The 21,026-nt window shown below is 55.4% G+C and carries 33 protein-coding genes; all 33 read left to right on the forward strand.

Going from position 1 to position 21,026, the window contains the following annotated elements:
• Positions 1-7 precede the first annotated feature (7 nt).
• The 33 genes from ACFE70_RS00310 to ACFE70_RS00470 all read left to right on the forward strand — a co-directional run bounded on the left by ACFE70_RS00310 (position 8) and on the right by ACFE70_RS00470 (position 20,917).
• Complete coding sequence (locus tag ACFE70_RS00310) at positions 8-1,219, forward strand: O-antigen ligase family protein (protein WP_375415703.1); 1,212 nt, start codon at positions 8-10, stop codon at positions 1,217-1,219.
• A 52-nt stretch (positions 1,220-1,271) separates the two neighbouring features.
• Positions 1,272-2,111: a hypothetical protein gene (locus tag ACFE70_RS00315; protein ID WP_375415704.1), complete on the forward strand. Its 840-nt coding sequence runs from the start codon at positions 1,272-1,274 to the stop codon at positions 2,109-2,111.
• 132 nt (positions 2,112-2,243) lie between these two features.
• Entirely contained in the window at positions 2,244-2,864 is a 621-nt protein-coding gene (gene rplC / locus ACFE70_RS00320) for a 50S ribosomal protein L3 (protein WP_375415705.1), read from the forward strand.
• A 15-nt stretch (positions 2,865-2,879) separates the two neighbouring features.
• Positions 2,880-3,518, forward strand: coding sequence for a 50S ribosomal protein L4 (gene rplD, locus ACFE70_RS00325; RefSeq protein WP_375415706.1), 639 nt, complete (start codon positions 2,880-2,882; stop codon positions 3,516-3,518).
• Complete coding sequence (rplW, locus tag ACFE70_RS00330; protein ID WP_375415707.1) at positions 3,518-3,808, forward strand: 50S ribosomal protein L23; 291 nt, start codon at positions 3,518-3,520, stop codon at positions 3,806-3,808. The genes rplD and rplW overlap by 1 nt, the downstream gene beginning before the upstream one ends.
• Before the next feature lie 72 nt (positions 3,809-3,880).
• Positions 3,881-4,708 (forward strand): 50S ribosomal protein L2, encoded by an 828-nt coding sequence (gene rplB / locus ACFE70_RS00335; RefSeq protein WP_375415708.1) that lies wholly within the window; start codon positions 3,881-3,883, stop codon positions 4,706-4,708.
• A 3-nt stretch (positions 4,709-4,711) separates the two neighbouring features.
• Complete coding sequence (gene rpsS / locus ACFE70_RS00340) at positions 4,712-4,990, forward strand: 30S ribosomal protein S19 (protein WP_375415709.1); 279 nt, start codon at positions 4,712-4,714, stop codon at positions 4,988-4,990.
• 1 nt (position 4,991) lies between these two features.
• Positions 4,992-5,432: a 50S ribosomal protein L22 gene (gene rplV, locus ACFE70_RS00345; protein ID WP_375415710.1), complete on the forward strand. Its 441-nt coding sequence runs from the start codon at positions 4,992-4,994 to the stop codon at positions 5,430-5,432.
• A gap of 6 nt (positions 5,433-5,438) precedes the next feature.
• Positions 5,439-6,317, forward strand: a complete 879-nt coding sequence (gene rpsC / locus ACFE70_RS00350; RefSeq protein ID WP_375415711.1) for a 30S ribosomal protein S3 — start codon at positions 5,439-5,441, stop codon at positions 6,315-6,317.
• Between the two features lie 178 nt (positions 6,318-6,495).
• Complete coding sequence (gene rplP / locus ACFE70_RS00355) at positions 6,496-6,921, forward strand: 50S ribosomal protein L16 (RefSeq protein WP_375415712.1); 426 nt, start codon at positions 6,496-6,498, stop codon at positions 6,919-6,921.
• 19 nt (positions 6,922-6,940) lie between these two features.
• Entirely contained in the window at positions 6,941-7,153 is a 213-nt protein-coding gene (rpmC, locus tag ACFE70_RS00360) for a 50S ribosomal protein L29 (protein ID WP_375415713.1), read from the forward strand.
• Between the two features lie 3 nt (positions 7,154-7,156).
• Positions 7,157-7,450 carry a 30S ribosomal protein S17 gene (rpsQ, locus tag ACFE70_RS00365; protein ID WP_375415714.1) on the forward strand — a complete coding sequence of 98 codons (294 nt, stop codon included), beginning with the start codon at positions 7,157-7,159 and terminating at the stop codon, positions 7,448-7,450.
• Between the two features lie 9 nt (positions 7,451-7,459).
• Positions 7,460-7,828, forward strand: a complete 369-nt coding sequence (gene rplN, locus ACFE70_RS00370) for a 50S ribosomal protein L14 (RefSeq protein ID WP_022822134.1) — start codon at positions 7,460-7,462, stop codon at positions 7,826-7,828.
• A 3-nt stretch (positions 7,829-7,831) separates the two neighbouring features.
• Positions 7,832-8,131 carry a 50S ribosomal protein L24 gene (rplX, locus tag ACFE70_RS00375; protein ID WP_375415715.1) on the forward strand — a complete coding sequence of 100 codons (300 nt, stop codon included), beginning with the start codon at positions 7,832-7,834 and terminating at the stop codon, positions 8,129-8,131.
• Positions 8,132-8,145: 14 nt separating this feature from the next.
• Positions 8,146-8,700 carry a 50S ribosomal protein L5 gene (gene rplE, locus ACFE70_RS00380; RefSeq protein ID WP_375415716.1) on the forward strand — a complete coding sequence of 185 codons (555 nt, stop codon included), beginning with the start codon at positions 8,146-8,148 and terminating at the stop codon, positions 8,698-8,700.
• A gap of 2 nt (positions 8,701-8,702) precedes the next feature.
• Positions 8,703-8,972 carry a 30S ribosomal protein S14 gene (gene rpsN, locus ACFE70_RS00385; RefSeq protein ID WP_035567891.1) on the forward strand — a complete coding sequence of 90 codons (270 nt, stop codon included), beginning with the start codon at positions 8,703-8,705 and terminating at the stop codon, positions 8,970-8,972.
• Between the two features lie 1,089 nt (positions 8,973-10,061).
• Positions 10,062-10,460: a 30S ribosomal protein S8 gene (gene rpsH, locus ACFE70_RS00390; protein WP_375415717.1), complete on the forward strand. Its 399-nt coding sequence runs from the start codon at positions 10,062-10,064 to the stop codon at positions 10,458-10,460.
• Between the two features lie 24 nt (positions 10,461-10,484).
• On the forward strand, positions 10,485-11,039 hold the full coding sequence (gene rplF / locus ACFE70_RS00395) for a 50S ribosomal protein L6 (RefSeq protein ID WP_375415718.1): 555 nt from the start codon (positions 10,485-10,487) through the stop codon (positions 11,037-11,039).
• Between the two features lie 9 nt (positions 11,040-11,048).
• Positions 11,049-11,399, forward strand: coding sequence for a 50S ribosomal protein L18 (gene rplR / locus ACFE70_RS00400; RefSeq protein WP_375415719.1), 351 nt, complete (start codon positions 11,049-11,051; stop codon positions 11,397-11,399).
• Positions 11,400-11,408: 9 nt separating this feature from the next.
• Complete coding sequence (gene rpsE / locus ACFE70_RS00405) at positions 11,409-12,044, forward strand: 30S ribosomal protein S5 (RefSeq protein ID WP_375415720.1); 636 nt, start codon at positions 11,409-11,411, stop codon at positions 12,042-12,044.
• Between the two features lie 6 nt (positions 12,045-12,050).
• Entirely contained in the window at positions 12,051-12,230 is a 180-nt protein-coding gene (rpmD, locus tag ACFE70_RS00410) for a 50S ribosomal protein L30 (protein WP_375415721.1), read from the forward strand.
• A gap of 114 nt (positions 12,231-12,344) precedes the next feature.
• Positions 12,345-12,791, forward strand: a complete 447-nt coding sequence (gene rplO / locus ACFE70_RS00415) for a 50S ribosomal protein L15 (protein ID WP_375415722.1) — start codon at positions 12,345-12,347, stop codon at positions 12,789-12,791.
• 13 nt (positions 12,792-12,804) lie between these two features.
• The gene (secY, locus tag ACFE70_RS00420) at positions 12,805-14,121 is read left to right on the forward strand and encodes a preprotein translocase subunit SecY (protein ID WP_375415723.1); all 1,317 of its coding nucleotides are present in this window, start codon (positions 12,805-12,807) and stop codon (positions 14,119-14,121) included.
• 9 nt (positions 14,122-14,130) lie between these two features.
• Positions 14,131-14,925: a type I methionyl aminopeptidase gene (gene map / locus ACFE70_RS00425; protein ID WP_375415724.1), complete on the forward strand. Its 795-nt coding sequence runs from the start codon at positions 14,131-14,133 to the stop codon at positions 14,923-14,925.
• A 6-nt stretch (positions 14,926-14,931) separates the two neighbouring features.
• Complete coding sequence (gene infA, locus ACFE70_RS00430) at positions 14,932-15,150, forward strand: translation initiation factor IF-1 (RefSeq protein ID WP_035567874.1); 219 nt, start codon at positions 14,932-14,934, stop codon at positions 15,148-15,150.
• Positions 15,151-15,360: 210 nt separating this feature from the next.
• Positions 15,361-15,477 (forward strand): 50S ribosomal protein L36, encoded by a 117-nt coding sequence (gene rpmJ / locus ACFE70_RS00435; RefSeq protein WP_068340511.1) that lies wholly within the window; start codon positions 15,361-15,363, stop codon positions 15,475-15,477.
• A gap of 111 nt (positions 15,478-15,588) precedes the next feature.
• Positions 15,589-15,966 carry a 30S ribosomal protein S13 gene (gene rpsM, locus ACFE70_RS00440; protein WP_375415725.1) on the forward strand — a complete coding sequence of 126 codons (378 nt, stop codon included), beginning with the start codon at positions 15,589-15,591 and terminating at the stop codon, positions 15,964-15,966.
• Positions 15,967-16,054: 88 nt separating this feature from the next.
• Complete coding sequence (gene rpsK, locus ACFE70_RS00445) at positions 16,055-16,447, forward strand: 30S ribosomal protein S11 (RefSeq protein WP_375415726.1); 393 nt, start codon at positions 16,055-16,057, stop codon at positions 16,445-16,447.
• Positions 16,448-16,473: 26 nt separating this feature from the next.
• Positions 16,474-17,079, forward strand: coding sequence for a 30S ribosomal protein S4 (gene rpsD / locus ACFE70_RS00450; protein ID WP_375415727.1), 606 nt, complete (start codon positions 16,474-16,476; stop codon positions 17,077-17,079).
• Between the two features lie 159 nt (positions 17,080-17,238).
• Positions 17,239-18,228 carry a DNA-directed RNA polymerase subunit alpha gene (locus ACFE70_RS00455; protein WP_375415728.1) on the forward strand — a complete coding sequence of 330 codons (990 nt, stop codon included), beginning with the start codon at positions 17,239-17,241 and terminating at the stop codon, positions 18,226-18,228.
• A gap of 172 nt (positions 18,229-18,400) precedes the next feature.
• Positions 18,401-19,036 (forward strand): 50S ribosomal protein L17, encoded by a 636-nt coding sequence (gene rplQ, locus ACFE70_RS00460; RefSeq protein WP_375415729.1) that lies wholly within the window; start codon positions 18,401-18,403, stop codon positions 19,034-19,036.
• 218 nt (positions 19,037-19,254) lie between these two features.
• Entirely contained in the window at positions 19,255-20,526 is a 1,272-nt protein-coding gene (eno, locus tag ACFE70_RS00465; RefSeq protein WP_375415938.1) for a phosphopyruvate hydratase, read from the forward strand.
• A 76-nt stretch (positions 20,527-20,602) separates the two neighbouring features.
• Entirely contained in the window at positions 20,603-20,917 is a 315-nt protein-coding gene (locus ACFE70_RS00470) for a septum formation initiator family protein (RefSeq protein WP_375415730.1), read from the forward strand.
• The last annotated feature ends 109 nt before the right edge of the window (positions 20,918-21,026 follow it).

Consider the following 21,026-nt stretch of genomic DNA (forward strand, 5'->3'; position numbering starts at 1 on the left):
GTTACTGTTGCCTCGCCTGCCTCAAGTCGCCGCCGGCTGCTTCGCCCTGATGCTGGCCGGCCTGTTCGTCCTGAACACGCACCCGGCCGTTTTCCAGCTTGGCTTGGCCGGGTTTACGCTGGCAGGGGGGGTAGGGAATCCAATCAGCAAGCCCGCAAACTGGCAGATGACGCCGGTAGCGGTAGGCTTTGGCGCCTTATTCCTGCTGCATTTGGTAGCGGGCGTAGTTGTGGCGCCTGGCAATTGGCCGAGCTACTGGCGCAACTTGCAATTGCACCTGCCGCTGATTTTCCTACCCCTCGCTTTTTGGGCAATGCCGCCGTGGCCGGCGGCGTGGGTGCGGCGGCTGTGGCTGCTGTTCGTGGGACTGGTGGTGCTGTCCTCGCTCGGCAGCACGGGGTACTATCTGCTGCATCAGGATGCTATCAACCTGGCCTACACCCGCTCCCAAATCATGCCGACGCGGCCGGACTACGTGCGCTTCAGCCTGATGGTGAGCTTGGCAACGGCCTACTGCGCGGTGTCGGCGTGGCAGCTGCCGGCTGGGTCGCCGGGACGGCTGGGGCTGTTGGTAGCCGGCGGCTGGCTGCTGTTCTTTCAATACCTGTTAGCGGTGCGCAGCGGGCTTTTAGCCACAACGGTATTGGGGCTGCTGGCCGTGGCCTGGCTCATCTGGAAACCCAAAGCCTACCGCCCCGCCGCCGGCTTGCTGGCGGTGCTGCTGCTGTTGCCGCTGCTGAGCTACTGGCTCGTGCCCACGTTCCGCTACCGGTTTCATAACACAACCTATGACGTGAGCCGCACTGCCGATGTGCGATCGGCCAACAACTACTCGATGGTCGGCCGGGTGTATTCCTGGAAAGTGGCCCGCTCGGTCCTGGCTTCGCATCCGTGGGTGGGGGTAGGGCCCGCCAACCTGGACACGGAGCTGGCCGCCGCCTACCGCCAGGAGTATCCGGCCATCGAAGCAGCGGCCTACCTTAAGCCCCACAATCAACTGCTTTACTGGCTGGTGAGCTTCGGCCTGCTCGGCACGCTGGTGGCCGTCGCGGCATTTTACTACCCCCTGCTGCGGCAGGGACGCCGGCCGCCGCCGTTGCTGCTGGCGCAGTATGTAATTCTGAGCCTCTCGTTTCTGGTCGAGCCGACGCTGGAGACGCCGGTGGGGCTGCCGTTTGCGGTGCTGTTTGTGCTGCTGGCGGGGCAGCGGTTAGAGTAGAATACGTGTTAGGTTACTTTCTACAATTGAGAGCATACAATGAAAAAGAACTATGCGCTCATTTCTGTCGAAGATTATAAGATTCGTAGGCGTTGCTTTATCAATCGTCTCTTTAACACTTATTGTGCTTGCACTCGGATTTCTGTTTCTGCTGCATGAGCCTAAATGGAGGCATGACGTCAAGGTGTACGTGCGTAATAAGAGTATCGCGCCACTTACAATATCATTTGTCTTACCGAAGCAAGAACTGCTCTTGGATACGGTTTGGTGGGGTGGCGGTGGGAAATTTCAAGGTGCAAGCTTCGGAACCTATGTATCGAAAGGTGTCTTTCTTCAACAGAGACGTGAATATTATAATGAAGTTTTCGCTTCTTATCAACCCCTATTAGTTCAGGGTTCGATTGATACTGTTTTTCGCAACCGGATTGCAAAATGGACCTCAGACCCACATAATCAATGGGATGAAACTCCTGCCGGCTTTGACCCACAGTTTGAGCAACGGAAAAAAGTATATGAGCGTCGGATGAGTAATCGCAGCCGCAGCCAAAACTTTCCCTTTCGGGCACCGACGCCGAGAAATACTGTTCAGTTGGATTCTATTACGAGTGATTCAATTAGAGTTAGAGTGACATTGGCACCGGACAGCAGCTTGCTCGTAGGGCGGTATTATTATTCTAGCAGGAGTAAGGATAGAAATATAGAGGTGGTTTTGATAGCGGTTGGTAGCGGGGATGTTCTTAGTTCGGCGCAAGTGAAATGGCAAACTACACCTGAAGTCTTGCAGAGCCAGCCACTAAACGCCCGTTCTCGACTAGACAAAGCCTTAAAAAAATTGCCTAAGTACCAAGACAAGGAGTCTTATCACGCGGTAGAGTACATAGACTACAAGTAAGGGGCGTAGCCACTTCCCAAAATTATTTCCTGCGCAACTAGCATATTCTCAACCAAAAGCCGTAGCTTTGCACTCCCATTGTGAAAACGCCATTCGGGCGTTTTCTTTTGTGTACAGCTAAACCCCACACGAATGCCTGGCATCATCGGTAAAAAAATCGGTATGACAAGCCTCTTCACTCCGGACGGGAAGAACATTCCCTGCACGCTCATCGAAGCGGGCCCGTGCGTTGTGACGCAGGTTAAGTCGGTCGAGAACGACGGCTACGCCGCCGTACAACTCGGCTACGGCGAGAAAAAAGCCAAAAACACGACCAAAGCTTTGGCGGGCCACTTCGCCAAGGCCAACACCACTCCCAAGAAAAAGCTGGTGGAATTCCGCCTTGACGACACCTCGGCCTACACCGCCGGCGGCACCGTCGATGCTTCCTCATTTGAGGAAGGCGAGTTTGTGGATGTGGTCGGCACCTCGAAAGGCAAAGGCTTTCAGGGTGTTGTGAAGCGCTATAACTTTCAGGGGGTAGGCGGGCAGACCCACGGTCAGCACAACCGCTTGCGTCACCCTGGCTCGATTGGTGCCTGCTCGTGGCCTTCGCGCGTGTTCAAAGGAATGCGCATGGGTGGCCGCATGGGCAACGACCGCGTGAAGATTCAGAACCTGAAGGTGATGCGCGTGGTGGCCGACAAAAATCTCATTCTGGTCAGTGGCTCGGTGCCCGGCGCCAAGAATGGCTACGTGGTCCTGGAGAAATAACCCCCGCCTACGACAATGGAACTGACCGTATATAGCATCAAGGGCGAAGACACCGGCCGCAAGGTTACGCTGTCCGACGCCGTGTTTGGCCACGAGCCGAACGAGCACGTCATGTATCTGGACGTGAAGCAGTACCTGGCCAATCAGCGCCAGGGCACGCACAAGAGCAAGCAGCGCAACGAGGTGCACGGCACCACAAAGAAGCTGAAGAAGCAGAAAGGCACCGGTGGTGCCCGCGCCGGCTCGATGAAGTCGGGCGTGTTCGTGGGCGGTGGCCGCATGTTCGGCCCGCAGCCCCGTGACTACGGCTTCAAGCTCAACAAAAAGACCAAGCGCCTTGCCCGCCTCTCGGCCCTGTCGAGCCTGGCGAAGGACGGCAAAGTGTCGCTGGTAGAAAACATCAGCATGGACGCGCCCCGCACGAAGGACTTCCTAGCCATCCTCGAAGGCTTGAAGCTGAACAACGGTCGCAAGACCCTGCTCGTGACGGGTGCCGTGGACAAGAACGTGGTGCTGAGCGCCCGCAATATTCAGAAGGTGAAAGTGGCAACTCCCGTGGCCCTCAACACCCACGACCTGCTCAACACCGACACGCTGCTGCTCTCCGAGGCTGGCTTGGAATCTTTGGTTCAACTCTATAGCACCGCCGAATAATGAGCACGCTGAAACGACCCATCGTGACCGAGAAGGCAACCGGCATGAATGAGAAAGGCCGCTACACCTTCGAGGTGGAGCGCACCGCCAACAAAGTCCAGATTAAAAAGGACATCGAAGCGCTGTACGGCGTGACCGTGACCGACATCAACACGATGCGCACCATCGGCAAGATGAAGTCGAAAGCTACCCGTGGTGGCGCTCCTTCATCCGGCCGCCGCGCCCACGGCAAGAAAGCCGTGGTCACGGTGAAGGACGGCGACGTGATTGACTTCTACAGCAACATTTAATTCCCTACCCCCCTCTGCCATTCCAACCTTGTGAAGGAAGGTAGATAGCCGCAAAAGCACACACAGCTAGTAATGGCCCTAAAAAAACTCCGTCCCACTTCGCCCGGCCAACGCTTTCGCGTGGCCCCGGCTTTTGACGAGATTACCTCGTCGGAGCCAGAGAAGTCGTTGCTGGCCCCCATGAAGCGTCATGGTGGCCGTAACGCGACCGGCAAAATGTCGAACCGCTACATCGGCGGTGGTCACAAGCAGAAGTACCGCCTCGTGGACTTCAAGCGCGACAAAGCCGGCGTACCCGCCACGGTGAAAACCATCGAGTACGACCCCAACCGCACGGCCCGCATCGCCCTGCTCAACTACGCCGATGGCGAGAAGCGCTACATCATCGCACCCGCTGGCTTGAGCGTGGGTAGCTCGATTTTGTCAGGCACTGGCGTTGCGCCGGACCTAGGCAACACCTTGCCGCTGCGTGAAATTCCGCTCGGTACCATCCTGCACAACATCGAGTTGCAGCCCGGCGCTGGCGCGGTGCTGGCCCGCTCGGCTGGCACGTATGCGCAGCTCGTTGCTCGGGAGGAGAAGTACGCCACGCTGAAATTGCCTTCCGGCGAGATGCGCATGGTGCTCGTGACCTGCATGGCTACAGTCGGCACCGTCTCGAACGGTGACCACATGAACACTGTGATGGGCAAAGCTGGCCGCAACCGCTGGGCTGGTCGTCGTCCGCGCGTACGTGGTGTGGCGATGAACCCTGTGGATCACCCGATGGGTGGTGGTGAAGGCAAGTCGTCGGGTGGACACCCGCGCAGCCGCAACGGCATTCTGGCCAAAGGTCAGAAGACCCGCAACAAGAATAAGTACTCGGAGAACCTTATTGTCAGCCGCAAAGGCAAGAAGTAATATATGGCACGTTCACTAAAAAAAGGGCCGTACATTGACTTCCGGCTCGAAAAGAAGGTTACAGCGCTGGAAACGGCCGGCAAGAAGACCGTGGTGAAAACTTGGTCGCGCCGCTCGATGATTTCCCCGGATTTCGTCGGCCACACCTTCGCTGTTCACAACGGCAACAAGTTTATCCCGGTCTACGTGACCGAAAACATGGTCGGCCACAAGCTTGGTGAGTTTGCGCCCACGCGCAACTTCCGCGGGCACGTCGCCAAGAAAGATAAAGGCAAACGCTAACATGGAAGCAGTAGCTAAACTCCGCAACGTCCCCACGTCGCCGCGCAAAATGCGGCTGGTGGCCGACCTCGTGCGCGGCAAGAAAGTCGCCCAAGCCCTCGGTGAACTCCGTTTCGAAGCCAACCAAGGCGCCGAGCTTGTCGAGAAACTTTTGCTTTCGGCCTTGGCCAACTGGCAGCAGCACAATGAAGATGGTCGCATCGAAGATGCCAACCTCTACATCTCGGAAATCTTCGTTGATGAAGGCCGGCAGCTCAAGCGCCTGCGTCCCGCCCCGCAAGGTCGTGGTCACCGCATCCGCAAGCGCAGCAACCACATCACGCTGAAAATCGACACGAAAGTGGAGAAGCTCGGCAGCAAAGCCGCCCGTGCCCAGGCTGAAGGCCAGCAGGACGCCAAGCAAGGTGCTACCCCCCAAGACAAAGCTGACGCAAAATCCTAATCTGATATGGGACAGAAAGTAAATCCGGTTGGCTTCCGTCTGGGAGTAATCAAGGGCTGGGACTCGAACTGGTACGGCGGCAAAGACTTTGCCGACAAATTGGTAGAGGACGAGAAGATTCGTAAGTACATCAACGCTCGTATCCAGAAGGGTGGCATCAGCCGCATCGTGATTGAGCGCACCCTGAAGCGCATCACCATCACCATCAACACGGCTCGTCCGGGCGTGGTGATTGGCAAGGGTGGTCAGGAAGTTGATAAGATTAAGGACGAGTTGAAGCAGATTACCAGCAAGGACGTTCAAATCAACATCTTCGAGATTAAGCGCCCCGAGCTGGACGCCAAGCTGGTCGGCGAGAGCATCGCTCAGCAGTTGGCTGCCCGTATCTCGTTCCGTCGCGCGATGAAGATGAGCATCCAGGCCGCTATGCGGGTTGGTGCTGAAGGCATCAAGATTCAGTGCGGCGGCCGTCTCGGTGGCGCCGAAATTGCCCGCTCGGAGCAGTACAAAGAAGGTCGGACTCCGCTGCACACTCTGCGCGCGGACATCGACTATGCTCTGTCGGAAGCTCAGACGGTGTATGGCAAAATTGGCATCAAGGTGTGGGTGATGCGCGGTGAAGTGTTCGGCAAGCCCGACCTCTCGCCTAATCAGCAGCCCACGAGCCCCGCCGGTGGTGAAGGTGGTCGTCGGGATGACCGCGGCCCGCGTGGTGAGCGCGGCGACCGTGGTGGTGACCGTGGCCCGCGTCGCGATGGTGACCGGGGGGGTAGGGGCGGTGATAACCGCGGTGGCGGTGGCGCTCCCGGTGCCGGTGGCGGTAACCGCGGCGGCCAAGGCGGTGGTGGCAATCGTGGCGGCCAGGGCGGCGGTCCGCGTCGCTAGACGCAATCACCTGCCAGCATTGTTATGCTGAGTGAAGCGCAGTTAAAGCACCTTGGCTGAATGAGAGGGGGTAGGGAACTACCCATTCTATTTGGTTGATTAATCAAGGCCAAAATGCTTTAACTGCGCTTCGCTCAGCATAATGTTCTAATAAAATTCTGTTTTAATTCTCAATAAAATGTTACAACCGAAAAGGACCAAGTATCGCAAGATGCAAAAGGGTCGCATCACAGGCTTGGCCTACCGCGGCAGCTCCATAGACTTCGGTTCGTTCGCTATCAAGTCGCTGGAAACGGCGTGGATTACGGCGCGCCAGATTGAGGCCGCTCGTATCGCCATGACCCGCGCCATGAAACGCGAAGGGCAAGTATGGATTCGCATTTTCCCCGACAAGCCCATTACCAAGAAGCCCGCTGAGGTGCGCATGGGTAAGGGCAAGGGCTCGCCTGAGTATTGGGTAGCCGTCGTAAAGCCGGGGCAAATCATGTTTGAATCGGATGGTGTGACGCTGGACGTAGCGAAAGAGTCGCTGCGCCTCGCCGCTCAGAAGCTGCCGGTGAGGACTTCGTTTGTGGTGCGTCGTGACTTCATAGAAGCCGCTTAATTTCTAAACCGCATTACATATGAAATCCAACGAACTCCGCGACCTGAGCCTGGAGCAGATTCAGGAGCAGCTCAAGCAAGAGCGCGCTACCGGCCAGCAGTTGCGCTTCGCGCACGCCATCTCGCCGCTCGAAAACCCGGCCCGCCTCAAGGTCAATCGTAAAAATGTTGCCCGCTTGCTGACCGAGATGACCCGGCGTCAGAATGAGCAGGCCTTAACTCCCGCTCAGTAAACAATGGAAAGCAACGAGCAACTGCTGCTGCCCCCCGGTGAAGAAACGCGCAACATGCGCAAGGAAATCACCGGCCGCGTGAAAAGCAGCAAGATGGATAAGTCCATCACGGTAGAAGTGGTGCAAAAGCACAAGCACCCGATTTACGGGAAGTTTGTGACCAAGACCACGAAATTCATGGCCCACGACGAAAACAACGAGTGTGGCGAAGGCGACACGGTGCGCATCATGAGCACCCGGCCGCTGAGCAAAGGCAAGCGCTGGCGTCTGGTCGAAATTGTCGAACGCGCTAAATAACCTTAGAACATGATACAGCAAGAATCCCGCCTGACGGTGGCCGATAACAGCGGCGCCAAGGAAGTGCTCTGCATCCGCGTTCTGGGTGGCACGGGCAAGAAATACGCCTCGGTTGGCGACAAGATTGTAGTGGCTATCAAATCGGCCATTCCTTCCGGCAACGCCAAAAAAGGCACCGTGAGCAAGGCTGTAGTAGTCCGCACGAAGAAGGAAATCCGCCGTAAGGACGGCTCCTACATTCGCTTCGACGACAACGCCGCCGTTCTGCTCAACAACAACGACGAGCCGCGTGGCACGCGCATCTTCGGGCCAGTGGCCCGCGAGCTGCGCGAGAAGCAGTTTATGAAAATCGTATCGCTCGCACCTGAAGTTCTCTAAGACATGGCAACCAAAGTAAAAGCCCTGCCCGTGAAGCTGCACGTGAAAACCGGCGACACCGTGAAGGTGATTGCCGGCGATGAGCGCGGCAAGACGGGCGTTATCAAGTCGGTGAACCGTTCGACTCAGCGCGTAGTAGTCGACGGTCTGAACTTGGTGACCAAGCACAACAAGCCCAGCGCGAAATCGCCCCAGGGTGGCATTACCAAAATCGAGGCGCCCATCCACGTGAGCAACGTGCAGGCAATTGACCCGACAACTGGCGAGCGGGTGCGCAAAACCAGCTCCCCTAACGCGGCTTAACCCGTCCCCGCATCATGGCCCGACTCAAAGATATTTATAAGAAAGACGTCGTACCCGCGCTCCAGGAGAAATTCCAGTTCAAGAGCATCATGCAGGTACCGCGCATCACTAAAATCTGCATCAACCGCGGCATTGGCGCGGCTGTAGCTGACAAGAAGCTAGTGGATAACGGTGTGGAAGAGCTGACGACCATCACCGGTCAGAAAGCCGTCCCGACCATTGCTAAGCGTTCGGTGTCGAACTTCAAGCTACGCGAAGGAATGCCGATTGGCGCCAAAGTGACGCTGCGCGGCGAGCGCATGTACGAGTTCATGGACCGCCTGCTGACCATCGCCCTACCCCGCGTTCGTGACTTCAAAGGCATTAACGACAAGGGTTTCGATGGACGCGGCAATTATACGCTCGGCGTGAAGGAGCAAATCATTTTCCCCGAAATTTCGATTGACAAAATTAAAGGCATCTCGGGCATGGACATTACCTTCGTCACGACGGCCGAAAATGATGAGCAAAGCTATGAGCTGCTCAAAGCCTTCGGAATGCCGTTCGCCAACGCTAAAAAAGAAGCTTAATCATGGCTAAAGAATCTATCAAAGCCCGGGAGCGCAAGCGCATTGCAACCGTGGCCCGCTATGCCGAGAAGCGCAAGGCCCTGAAAGCCGCCGGCGACTACGAAGGCCTCGACAAGCTGCCCAAGAATGCCTCGCCCGTGCGCCTGCACAACCGCGACATGATTGACGGCCGTCCCCGCGGCTACATGCGCAAGTTTGGTATCAGCCGCGTTCGCTTCCGCGAAATGGCGCTGGCGGGTAAGATTCCAGGCGTGACAAAGTCGAGCTGGTAAGATTTATCACATGAAAAAGGCAGAATTAATACCTCTGCCTTTTTCATGTGATATGAAATCGAGAGTTGAGGCTAGCGTGAAGTATTAAGGCAGTTGCTGGCGCATTTCCGCAGTTACTCAGAGCTGTGATACAAAAACTAAGTCTTGATTTTAAGGTTCCGCGATAATACTATAGTGCATACGGGCAATCTTGTTATATTTGACAAGAAGTTGAAGCGTCAAACACAATAAACCGCTTAAGTTCGCATGAATGTCAGTTTCAAGCAAGTAGTAGTTGTTGCCAGTATAGCCTTGATTTCTGTCGTTGGCTCTTGTGGTCCCTCAACGTGTGATAACTCTAACGAGGGCTACAAAATGGGATATGAGGTTGGCAAGAACTCAATATGGGCTACTCCAGAAGACCATATTCGCAATTGTAATAATGGATATGGGATGGTTGGAGATGTGCCACCCTGTTGGAAGGAGGGATATGTTGAGGGTTATAAAACCACAAAGCATCCATTGTATTAAACTTTCTTATATATTATAAAATAAATCTATTTTCGGTCATGCTTCGACTGCAGCCAATACTTCCGCTCAGCATTACCGAAACAACTCCACAAACAGCCCAAATTAGAGTCTTCTCTAAGCAAAACAATAATGGCAAAAAGCATGGATGTGTCTCTTGAAGTTGGAGCTTGCTATATAATTAGAAAGCGCACTGGTGAAGAAGTCAAAGCTTGTTTTGTTGGAGGTAGTCCCCCGCAAGTAATAGTAGATGGCCATAAAATATATATTATGGATTCCGATTTTGATTTGACTACTGCAAGAAAAATTCCTTGTTAATAATTGTTTTTGATTAGCTAAATAGTAAAGGCTAGTTTTTTGCCTGCCCCCTTGCATAAGTGCACAGCTCTCCGCTACCTTTGCACTCCCAAAACCGAGGGCCTACCCCTCATCCATTTGGCAGGTTGCCGAAAGAAACCATTGGCTGCGCCGGCAACGGGCAAGCCAAGTAGTCTTAACCGAGATTTCGTCAGCCCCGTTTGGGAGGCTGGCGAAATTTTCTTATCTTTGCGCTCCGAAAAAAGCGGACGCACCTCATTCTCAATGAATACTGACCCCATTGCCGACTACCTAACCCGAGTGCGCAACGCCATCAAGGCGAACCATCGGGTAGTGGAGATTCCGGCCTCCAACATCAAGAAGGAAATCACGAAGGTGCTCTACCAGAAAGGGTACATTCAGAGCTACCGCTTCGATGATACGTCGGTGCAGGGCACGATTAAAATCGCCCTCAAGTACAACCCTACGACCAAAGCGCCGGCCATCACCAAGCTGGACCGCATCAGCACGCCGGGTCTGCGCAAGTACTCGCCGGTGGCTGATTTGCCCCGTGTGTTGAGCGGCTTGGGTATTGCCATCATCTCGACTTCGAAAGGCGTGATGACGGAAAAAGAAGCAAAGACGGAAAACGTGGGCGGCGAGGTGCTGTGCTACGTGTACTAAGACCTCTACAAGCACAACTCAACTATGTCACGTATTGGTAAACTGCCGATTAGCTTACCCGCCGGAGTGCAGGTGAGCGTTGGCGCCGACAACGAGGTGACGGTGAAAGGCCCCAAGGGCACGCTCACCATGCCGGTAGACCGCGACATCGCGGTTGATACTGCTGATAGCACCATCACCGTCACGCGCCCTACGGAGCAGAAGCGCCACAAGGCCATGCACGGCCTGTACCGCTCGCTCATCAACAACATGATTACGGGCGTCAGCACTGGTTTCGAGCACAAGCTGGAACTAGTAGGGGTAGGCTACAAGGCCGCAATGGCCGGTACCACGCTGGAGCTGTCGTTGGGCTACTCGCACAACGTATTCCTGGCCTTGCCAAAAGAAGTGACTGCCACGGCCGTTACTGAAAAAGGCAAAAACCCGATTGTTACCCTTAACAGCATCGACAAGCAGTTGATTGGACAGGTAGCCGCCAAAATTCGCTCCCTGCGTAAAGTCGAGCCTTACAAAGGCAAGGGTGTGCGCTTCGTGGGTGAGCAAGTACGTCGCAAAGCCGGTAAGACGGCCTCGAAATAAGCAAGCATCATGGCTTTCGATAAAGCAACTCGCAGAAAGCGCATTCAGCGCATCATTCGCACCAAGGTGGCCGGCACGTCCGAGCGGCCCCGTCTGTCGGTGTTCCGTAGCAATACGGGCATCTACGCGCAAATCATCGATGACACCATCGGCCAGACGCTGGCGGCGGCTTCGTCGAAGAAAGTAACCGCAGACGGCGGCAATGGCGTGGCCCTGGCTGCTGCCGTAGGCCGGCAGCTGGCGGCGGTAGCGCTGGAGAAGGGGGTCACGAAAGTGGTGTTCGACCGCTCGGGCTATCTCTACCACGGCCGCGTAAAATCATTGGCAGAAGGAGCCCGCGAAGGCGGCCTCAATTTCTAGAACAGCATCATGGCAGAAATGAACACCGGCAGCCAGGGCGGCGGCACCCAAGGAGGTAACGACCGCGGCGGCAACAACCGCGGGGGCGGCGACCGTGGCGGTAATAACCGCGGCGGTGGTCCCCGCAACGACCGCAACCGCGAAGAGCAGTCGCGTACCGGTGACCCGGATTTGAAAGAAAAGGTAGTGGCTATCAACCGCGTGGCGAAAGTCGTAAAGGGTGGTCGTCGGTTCAGCTTCTCAGCCATTGTAGTAGTGGGTGATGGCAAAGGCACAGTAGGCTTCGGCCTTGGCAAAGCCAATGAAGTAACCGACGCCATTGCTAAAGGCATTGACGACGCGAAGAAGAACCTACAGAGGGTGCCGATGTACAAGCACACCGTACCTCACGTGATGGAAGGCCGCTTCGGCGGTGGTCACGTGCTGGTGCTGCCGGCTGCGGCCGGTACGGGCGTGATTGCCGGCGGTGCTATGCGTGCCGTGTTCGAAAGTGCCGGTATCAAGGATGTGCTGGCGAAGTCGAAAGGCTCGTCGAACCCTCACAACGTGGTGAAAGCCACTTTTGAGGCTCTGAACAAGATGCGCGACCCGTTGCAGATTGCGCAGGCTCGCGGTATCAGCCTCTCCCGCGTATTCAACGGATAAAAAATCATGCCGCAGATTCAAGTTAAACTCGTCCGCAGTGCTATCGACCGGCCGGCCCGTCAGAAGCGCACTGTGCAGTCCCTGGGGCTGAACAAACTTAACAGCACTGCTACCCACGAAGCTACGCCGACCCTGTTAGGTCAGATTGCAGCCGTGCAGCACCTGCTGGAAGTAACCGAACTGTAAGAGCAAGTACCCCGAAGCTGTGCTTCGGTAGCAGGATGCTCGAACTACTTGCTTATGATTTCATCCAAGTCAAAGCAGAGCTTCGGAGTACAAGTTCAACCACCTTTTCTTATTATGAATCTCTCTAATCTAAAACCCGCTGCTGGCTCGACCAAGAGCGAAAAGCGCATTGGTCGGGGCGAAGGCTCGGGCCGGGGCGGTACTTCGACGCGCGGCCACAAGGGTGCCAAGTCGCGCTCGGGCTACAAGCGCAAGTCGGGCTTTGAAGGTGGCCAGATGCCGCTGCAACGCCGGGTGCCGAAGTTCGGCTTCAAGAACATCAACCGCGTGGAGTATAAGGGTATCAACCTGGACATAATTCAGGGACTGCTCGAAACCAACGCGACTTCGACCATTGACGCCGGCTATTTCGTGGCTGCCGGTCTGGTGTCGAAAAATGCCAAAATCAAAATCCTGGGCCGTGGTGAAGTTACTATGGCATTGGAGGTTCATGCGCACGCTTTTTCGAAGTCGGCTGTCGAGGCCATTGAGAAGGCAGGTGGCAAGGCGGTAACGCTCTAAGCATCAGCTGGCAATGAATAATTTTATCCAGACGATAAAGAACATCTTTGCGATTGAGGATTTGCGCACGCGAATCCTCAATACGCTTTTTTTCATTGCCATCTATCGCCTCGGTTCCTACGTGGTGTTGCCCGGCGTTGACCCTACCCGCTTGAAAACTGGCGCTGAGGGCTTGTTCGGCATTCTGGATACGCTGCTGGGCGGCGCTTTCAGCCACGCCAGCATCTTCGCGCTAGGCATCATGCCTTATATCTCGGCGTCCATCGTGTTGCAGCTGCTCACGATTGCCGTGCCCTATTTCCAGAAGCTGCAGAAGGAAGGGTCTTCGGGGCAGAAGAAAATCAACCAATACACGCGGGTGCTCACCATCCCGATTGTGATGGCGCAGTCAGTTGGCTTCATCGCTACGATTAATGCGGAAGCTATCATCAATCCGGGTACGTTTTTCACTATCTCAACCATGCTCATCATCACGGCGGGCACGTTGTTTTGCATGTGGTTGGGGGAGAAGATTACCGATAAAGGCATTGGCAACGGTATCAGTATGATTATCATGATTGGTATTGTCTCTCGTCTGCCCGGCGCTATCATCGGCGAAGCAGCAGCGAAAGGCGTGAATAAGTCGCTGATATTCCTGTTGGAACTGGTGGTGCTCTTCTTAGTCGTAATGGCGGTTATTGTTCTCACGCAGGCGGTGCGCCGCATCACGGTGCAGTATGCCAAGCAGGTAGGCAGCACCACGCAGCTTGATGCTCAGCGGCAGTTCATTCCGCTGAAAGTGAACGCCGCGGGTGTAATGCCCATCATCTTCGCGCAGTCGCTGATGTTCGTGCCGGCCATTGCTGCTTCGGTATGGCAGAATTCGAGTGATTTGGCCAATACCATTGGCGTGAAGTTCTCGGACTATACCTCATGGCAATACAACCTCGTGTTTGCGCTGCTCATTATTGTCTTCACCTATTTCTACACCGCTATCAGCGTTAATCCGAACCAGATTGCGGATGATCTGAAGCGGAGTGGAGGGTTTGTGCCGGGCGTGAAGCCGGGTGCTGACACGTCGGAGCACATTGATGAGATATTGACTCGCATCACCTTGCCAGGCGCTGTGGCGTTGGCACTGATTGCCATATTTCCAGCTATTGCGTTGATTCTGGGTGTGACCCGGCCGTTCTCAGCGTTCTATGGTGGTACTTCACTTATCATCATGGTTGGGGTAGTGCTGGACACGGTAAATCAGGTGCAGAGCTATTTGCTGATGCAGCGCTACGATGGCATGATGAAGACTGGCGCCTCGCGGGGCCGGACGCAAAATGTGGCGCTGGCCTCGTAAAAAGCAGATATGGCCAAAGGACCTATTCAGTTTAAGACCGAAGAGGAGCTTGAGTTGATGCGCAGTAGCGGTAAGCTGCTCGCACAGGCCCACGGCGAAGTCGCGAGTTTGGTGAAAGAAGGAGTAACGCCGCGTCAATTGGACCAGCGTGCTGAGGAGTTTATTCGAGATAACGGGGCGTTAGCTTCCTTCAAGGGGTATAAAGTTGGTAGCTCCGTTTTTCCTTATAGCCTTTGTCTCAGCCTGAATGATGTCGTTGTGCACGGTTTCGCTACTGATGTGCCACTGAAAAGTGGAGACATCATCTCAGTGGATTGCGGGGTGTACTACAATGGATTCCACACCGACAGCGCCTATACCCACGCGGTGGGAGAAGTGGCACCGGAAGTGGCTGAGTTGCTGCGGGAAACCAAAGCATCGTTATACCTCGGCATTGAGCAGGCGGTGAGCGGCAACCGGGTTGGGGATATCAGCTACGCCATTCAAAACCACGTGAGCCGCAAAGGCTACGGGGTGGTGCGGGAGCTGGTAGGTCATGGTGTGGGACGCAGCTTACACGAGAAACCAGATGTACCAAATTTCGGCAAGCGGGGTTCGGGCCCAATGTTGCAAACCGGGATGGTCCTGGCAATTGAGCCGATGATTAACCTGGGGAAGAAGGATGTGATGCAGGACAAGGATGGCTGGACCATTCGCACCCGCGACCGCAAGCCTTCGGCGCACTTTGAGCATACGGTTGTAGTTAGAAAAGATAAGGCGGAGATTCTCACGTCTTTTGAACACATAGAAAAAGCAGTTCAGTAGCCCTTTATGGCCAAACAAGCCTCGATTGAGCAGGACGGAACCATCCTGGAAGCCCTTTCCAATGCCATGTTTCGCGTGGAGCTGGAAAATGGGCACCAGCTGATTGCCCACATCTCGGGCAAGATGCGGATGCACTACATCAAGATTCTGCCCGGCGACAAGGTGAAGCTGGAAATGTCGCCCTACGACTTGTCGAAGGGACGGATTAAGTACCGTTATAAGTAGCTCAAATTATGCTGCTATTCTCATCTGTATCTGATATTTTATGGGATTTAGTATGCGTGTTTTGGGGAATACTATTAGACTTTTTAAGATTAGTCTGGCCTTTAATGGTCAGTGCCGCATTGCTGCTCTACCTAATAGTTTTTCGTAGTAAGAAAAAGAAGGTAGGAGATTATTAGATTTAGCAAAAACAGTTTTCTTCGCCATAGTGTCATGAAAGTTAAAACCTCCGTCAAGAAGCGCAGCGTGGATTGCAAGATTATCCGCCGCAACGGCAAGCTGTACGTCATCAACAAGAAGAACCCCCGCTTCAAGCAGCGTCAGGGTTAATTTCAACTTTTTTGGAACCCCGGAGCCTTGGGTACTGGTTAGCGCATTTCGCGCCGGCCGCCTTCCAAGCTGCTGCCGGGGTTTCGGTCCGCAAACACATAACTACTCACAATGGCTCGTATCGCAGGGGTTGATATCCCGGACAACAAGCGCGGCGAAATCGCCCTGACTTACATTTTTGGCATTGGCCGCTCCAACGCCTCCAAAATCCTCACCAAAGCCGGCGTTGACCTGAACAAGAAGGTGAAGGACTGGACCGAGGCCGAGTCCACGGAAGTGCGTAATATCATCGCCGCGGAGCACAAGACTGAGGGCGTGTTGCGCTCGGAAGTGCAGCTCAACATCAAGCGCCTGATGGACATTGGCTGCTACCGCGGCCTGCGTCACCGTAAAGGTCTGCCGGTTCGTGGTCAGCGCACCAAGAACAACTCGCGCACTCGCAAGGGCAAGCGCAAGACGGTAGCCGGCAAGAAAAAGGCAACGAAATAATCATTAGCGGGAATCGATTCCCTACCCCCTTTCAAGTTTCAAAGGGGGGTAGGAAATCAACACCTCTCGCGTTTTTTGCGATAACCAAATGGCACAAAAAAGAAAAGACAAAGCCAAGAAGCGCATTGTCGTCGTGGAGCAAGTGGGGCAGATTCATATCCGCGCCTCGTTCAACAACATCATCATCTCCGTAACGAACAACAACGGGCAGGTGATTTCGTGGGCTTCAGCCGGCAAGATGGGCTTCCGCGGCTCGAAGAAAAACACGCCTTATGCCGCGCAGATGGCAATGACCGACTGTGGCAAAGTCGCCCACGATTTGGGAATGCGCAAGGCGGAAGTATTCGTGAAAGGCCCCGGCGCCGGCCGTGAGTCGGCTATCCGGGCACTGGGTAACGTGGGGATTGAAGTGACGACTATCCGCGACGTAACGCCGCTGCCGCACAATGGCTGCCGCCCGCCTAAGCGTCGTCGCGTCTGATTATTCACTCCTGATTCTACAAGAAAATGGCACGTTATACCGGCCCCACATCCAAGATTGCCCGTCGTTTCGCCGAGCCGATTTTCGGCCCCGACAAGGCGCTTAATAAGAAAAACTATCCTCCGGGCCAGCACGGCCGCGGCCGTCGCAAAAAGCAGTCGGAATACTCCGTGCAGCTGATGGAGAAGCAGAAGGTAAAATACATGTACGGGATGCTCGAAAAGCAATTCGAGAACCTGTTCCACAAGGCGGCCACGCTGCCCGGCATTACGGGTGACAACCTGCTCGCCCTGTTGGAGTCGCGCCTCGACAACGTGGTGTACCGTCTGGGCATCGCTAGCACGCGCCGCGGGGCGCGTCAGTTGGTGTCGCATCAGCACGTGACGGTGAATGGCGAAGTGGTAAACATTCCTTCGTACCGTCTGCGTCCCGGCGACCAGGTTGGGGTGCGGGAGAAGTCGAAGTCGCTGGAAGCCATTACGACCAGCCTGACGGTGCGCAATGCGCGCGCGTTCTCGTGGCTGGAATGGGATGGCAAAGAGATGGTCGGCAAGTTTACGAATGCGCCGAGCCGCGACCTAATTCCCGAGAAGATTACCGAACAGCTCATCGTCGAATTGTATTCGAAGTAAGCTGGCACTGAGAGTAGCGGCCCGGCAGCTTGCCGGGCCGCACGTGTGCTTATCAGTTTGCTTCGGCAGCTGTTTTTATCGGGCCAGCGGTTGGCCAACCGCACTATCCGCGCTGACTCTGTTTGGCGCTTTGAATTGTAACTTTTTAATGCCCCACATATGTCAATCTTAGCTTTTCAAATGCCGGAGAAAGTGGTAATGGAGAAATCCGATAACTACACCGGTTCGTTTGAATTTAAGCCGCTGGAGAAGGGCTACGGCGCTACCATCGGCAATGCACTGCGGCGGATTCTGCTGTCATCGCTGGAAGGTTTCGCCATCACGTCGGTGCGCACCAACAGCGTGCTGCACGAGTTTTCGACGATTGAAGGCGTGATTGAGGACATGTCCGAAATCATCCTCAACCTGAAGATGGTGCGCTTCAAGAAAGTGAGCGACGCCATTGAGGACAAGATTACAGTGCGTGTGAAAGGTCAGGAGACGTTCTCGGGCGCTGATATTGCCAAGTTTGCCGGCGGCTTCGAGGTGTTGAACCCCGACCATGTGATTTGTCACGTTGACCCGAGCAAGGAGCTGGAGTTCGAGCTGACCATCGCTCGCGGCCGCGGCTACGTGCCCGCCGACGAGAACAAGCCCGCTGACCAGGTTTTCGGGCAGATTGCGATTGATGCCATTTTCACGCCCATCAAAAACGTGAAGTACAGCATTGAAAACACCCGTGTGGAGCAGAAGACCGATTACGAGCGGCTACTGCTGGAAATCCAGACTGACGGCTCGATTCATCCCGAAGAAGCCTTAAAGGGTGCGGCCAACATCCTGATTCAGCACTTTGTGCTGTTCTCAGATAATACGATGACCATTGAGGGCAGCCGCGCCGCCGCGGAGGAGCCCGTGGATGAGGAGACGCTGGCAATGCGCAAGACGTTGAAAACGTCGCTCGCCGACATGGACCTGAGCGTGCGCGCTTATAACTGCCTCAAAGCGGCCGACATCAAGACGCTAGGCGAGCTGGTACAGCTCGACATGACGGATATGATGAAATTCCGCAACTTCGGTAAGAAAAGCCTCACCGAGTTGGAGAACCTGGTGGAGGAAAAGGGCCTGACCTTCGGAATGGACCTGAGCCGGTACCGCCTGAACGAAGACTAGTAAGTAGATTACCGGATGTGCTGATGCGCGGCTTGGCCCGCGAGTCAGCACATCTTTTTTTGTCAGTACTATTCAACTTATTCACCAGTGCGCCCAAGGGGCGGCGGTTCTAATGAGGCTTCGGTCCGCCGTGGTCGCCGCCCGCAAGCGCACAATTTAACCTTTCTGTCCGATGAGACACGGTAAAAAAATCAACCATCTGGGGCGCACGACTGCGCACCGCCACGCGATGCTGTCGAACATGGCTACGTCGCTTATCATCAGCAAGCGCGTCACGACGACCGTGGCCAAGGCCAAGGCTCTGCGTCAGTACATCGAGCCGCTGCTGACCAAGGCCAAAGACGACACCACGCACTCGCGGCGGACGGTGTTTGCCTCGCTGCAAAACAAGGAATCCATCAAGGAGCTGTACGGCGAAGTGGCGGGCCGCATCGCGACCCGGCCAGGTGGCTACACCCGCATTATTAAGCTGAGCGCTTCGCGCTCCGGCGACAACGCTGACATGTGCGTGATTGAGTTAGTGGACTTTAACGAGACGCTGCTGGAAGCTAAGAACGCCGTTGATACCAAAACGATGGGCACGCGCCGTTCGCGCCGTCGCGGCGGCAAAGGGGGGGTAGGGAATGAGGCCAGTACGTCGGCTACGGTCGTGACGGGTGGTGAGGCTGTGGCTCCGAATGCGGTGGTGGAAACGCCGGTTCCGGACGCTACTACGACCACGACGGTGCACGAAGGCGAAACCCGCGACGAAATTGCCGGTCAAGACGATACGCACGGCGTGGCGCCGACGGGCGGCGAGCAGGTCTAGGATTTTGCTCTATTATTCAAAAGGGATGTGCCGCTAGGTGCGTCCCTTTTTTGCGTTTACGGGTTTAACGCAAAGCTTTGCGAAGAAGGATAAGGTTCGCGAAGTCAACGGGATGGGAGGGGGTAGGAAGAATAGGATTTCTGATTTGCGCTCAGGATAATGAGCGGATTCCCGTAGGTTTGCGGCTGATTCTTTCCATCTCCAACCAGACGCCTGCCATGAGCATCATCACCAGTATCCGTGCCCGCCAGATTTATGATTCCCGCGGCAATCCGACCGTGGAAGTAGACGTGACGACCGATAGCGGCGTGATTGGCCGGGCTGCCGTGCCAAGCGGCGCGAGCACCGGCAAGCACGAGGCCGTGGAACTGCGCGACGACGACGCGAGCAAGTACATGGGCAAAGGCGTACTCAAGGCGGTGGAGAATGTGAATGGCCGCATTGCCGAGGAGCTGGTGGGCTTTTCCATCTATGAGCAAAGCCTGCTCGACAAGGTGATGATTGAGCTGGACGGCACACCGAATAAGGCCAATCTGGGCGCCAACGCCATTTTAGGGGTGAGCTTGGCCGTGGCGCGGGCCGCAGCGCAGGAGGCGGGGATGCCGCTTTACCGCTACGTGGGGGGGGTAGGGGCCAGCACCATGCCGGTGCCGATGATGAACATTCTGAACGGCGGCTCGCACGCCGACAATTCGATTGACTTCCAGGAGTTCATGATTATGCCAGTCGGCGCGCCATCATTCTCAGAGGCGCTACGCTGGGGCACCGAGATTTTTCACAACCTGAAATCAGTGCTCAAGAAGCAGGGCTTCAGCACCAACGTGGGCGATGAGGGCGGCTTCGCGCCGAACATCAAGTCCAACGAGGATGCGATTAAGATTGTATTACAGGCCATTGAGGTGGCGGGCTACCGGCCGGGCGAGGACGTGATGATTGCGATGGACGCGGCCGTGTCGGAGTTTTATGAAGATGGCGTGTACCACTTCAAAAAGAGCACCGGCGACAAGCTCACTTCGCAGCAGATGGCCGATTACTGGGCCGATTGGGTAAACAAATACCCCATCATCAGCTTGGAGGATGGCATGGCGGAAGACGATTGGGCCGGCTGGAAGCTGCACACGGAAAGCGTAGGGAGCCGGGTGCAGCTCGTCGGCGACGACCTGTTCGTGACCAACGTGGACCGTTTGCAGCGCGGCATTGATGAGCACATCGCCAACGCTATTCTAATCAAAGTGAACCAGATTGGCACGCTCACCGAGACTATCGCGGCCGTAAACCTGGGCCGCCGCAACGGCTACAAGAGCATCATGAGTCACCGCTCCGGCGAGACCGAGGACAGCACGATTGCCGACTTGGCGGTGGCCCTGAACACCGGACAGATTAAGACCGGCTCAGCTTCGCGCTCTGACCGGATGGCCAAGTATAATCAGCTCTTGCGCATTGAGGAGGAGTTGGGCGAAGTAGCTTATTTCCCAGGCAGAAAAATGTAGTATTTTTCGCTGTTTGAGCTTATAAATGGCCGGGTTCGCAAGGGCGAAGCCGGCCATTTATATTACTTTTACTCCAATGCAGCTATCTTCTTTTATTAGTTCGGTCTTGCGGGTAGTCCGCAGCTTCTACTTTCTCACGGGCTTGGGTTTTCTGGTCTGGATGCTGGTGTTTGATGCCAATGATTTAGGCAAGCAATTTGACATCTACCGCAAGTGGCAGGACCTGCGCAGTGAAAAGCAATACTACCTCGACAACATTGAGGTAGTGAAGCGCGAGCGGGCTGAGCTAATGAGTTCGCCGGATTTGCTGGAGAAGTTTGCGCGCGAGAAGTACCTGATGAAGCGTCCCGGTGAGGACGTATTCGTGCTGGTACCCGCAAGCGAGCAATAGCGGCGGGCCAATTAGTTAAGAATTCAATAGAGACGGGTCGCTTCGGGCACCACCTCTGGTAGGCGCGGGGCAGGCTACGTTATTAAAGATTCAGTAATATAATTTTAAC

The sequence above is a fragment of the uncultured Hymenobacter sp. genome (assembly GCF_964243305.1).
Lineage (GTDB): Bacteria > Bacteroidota > Bacteroidia > Cytophagales > Hymenobacteraceae > Hymenobacter.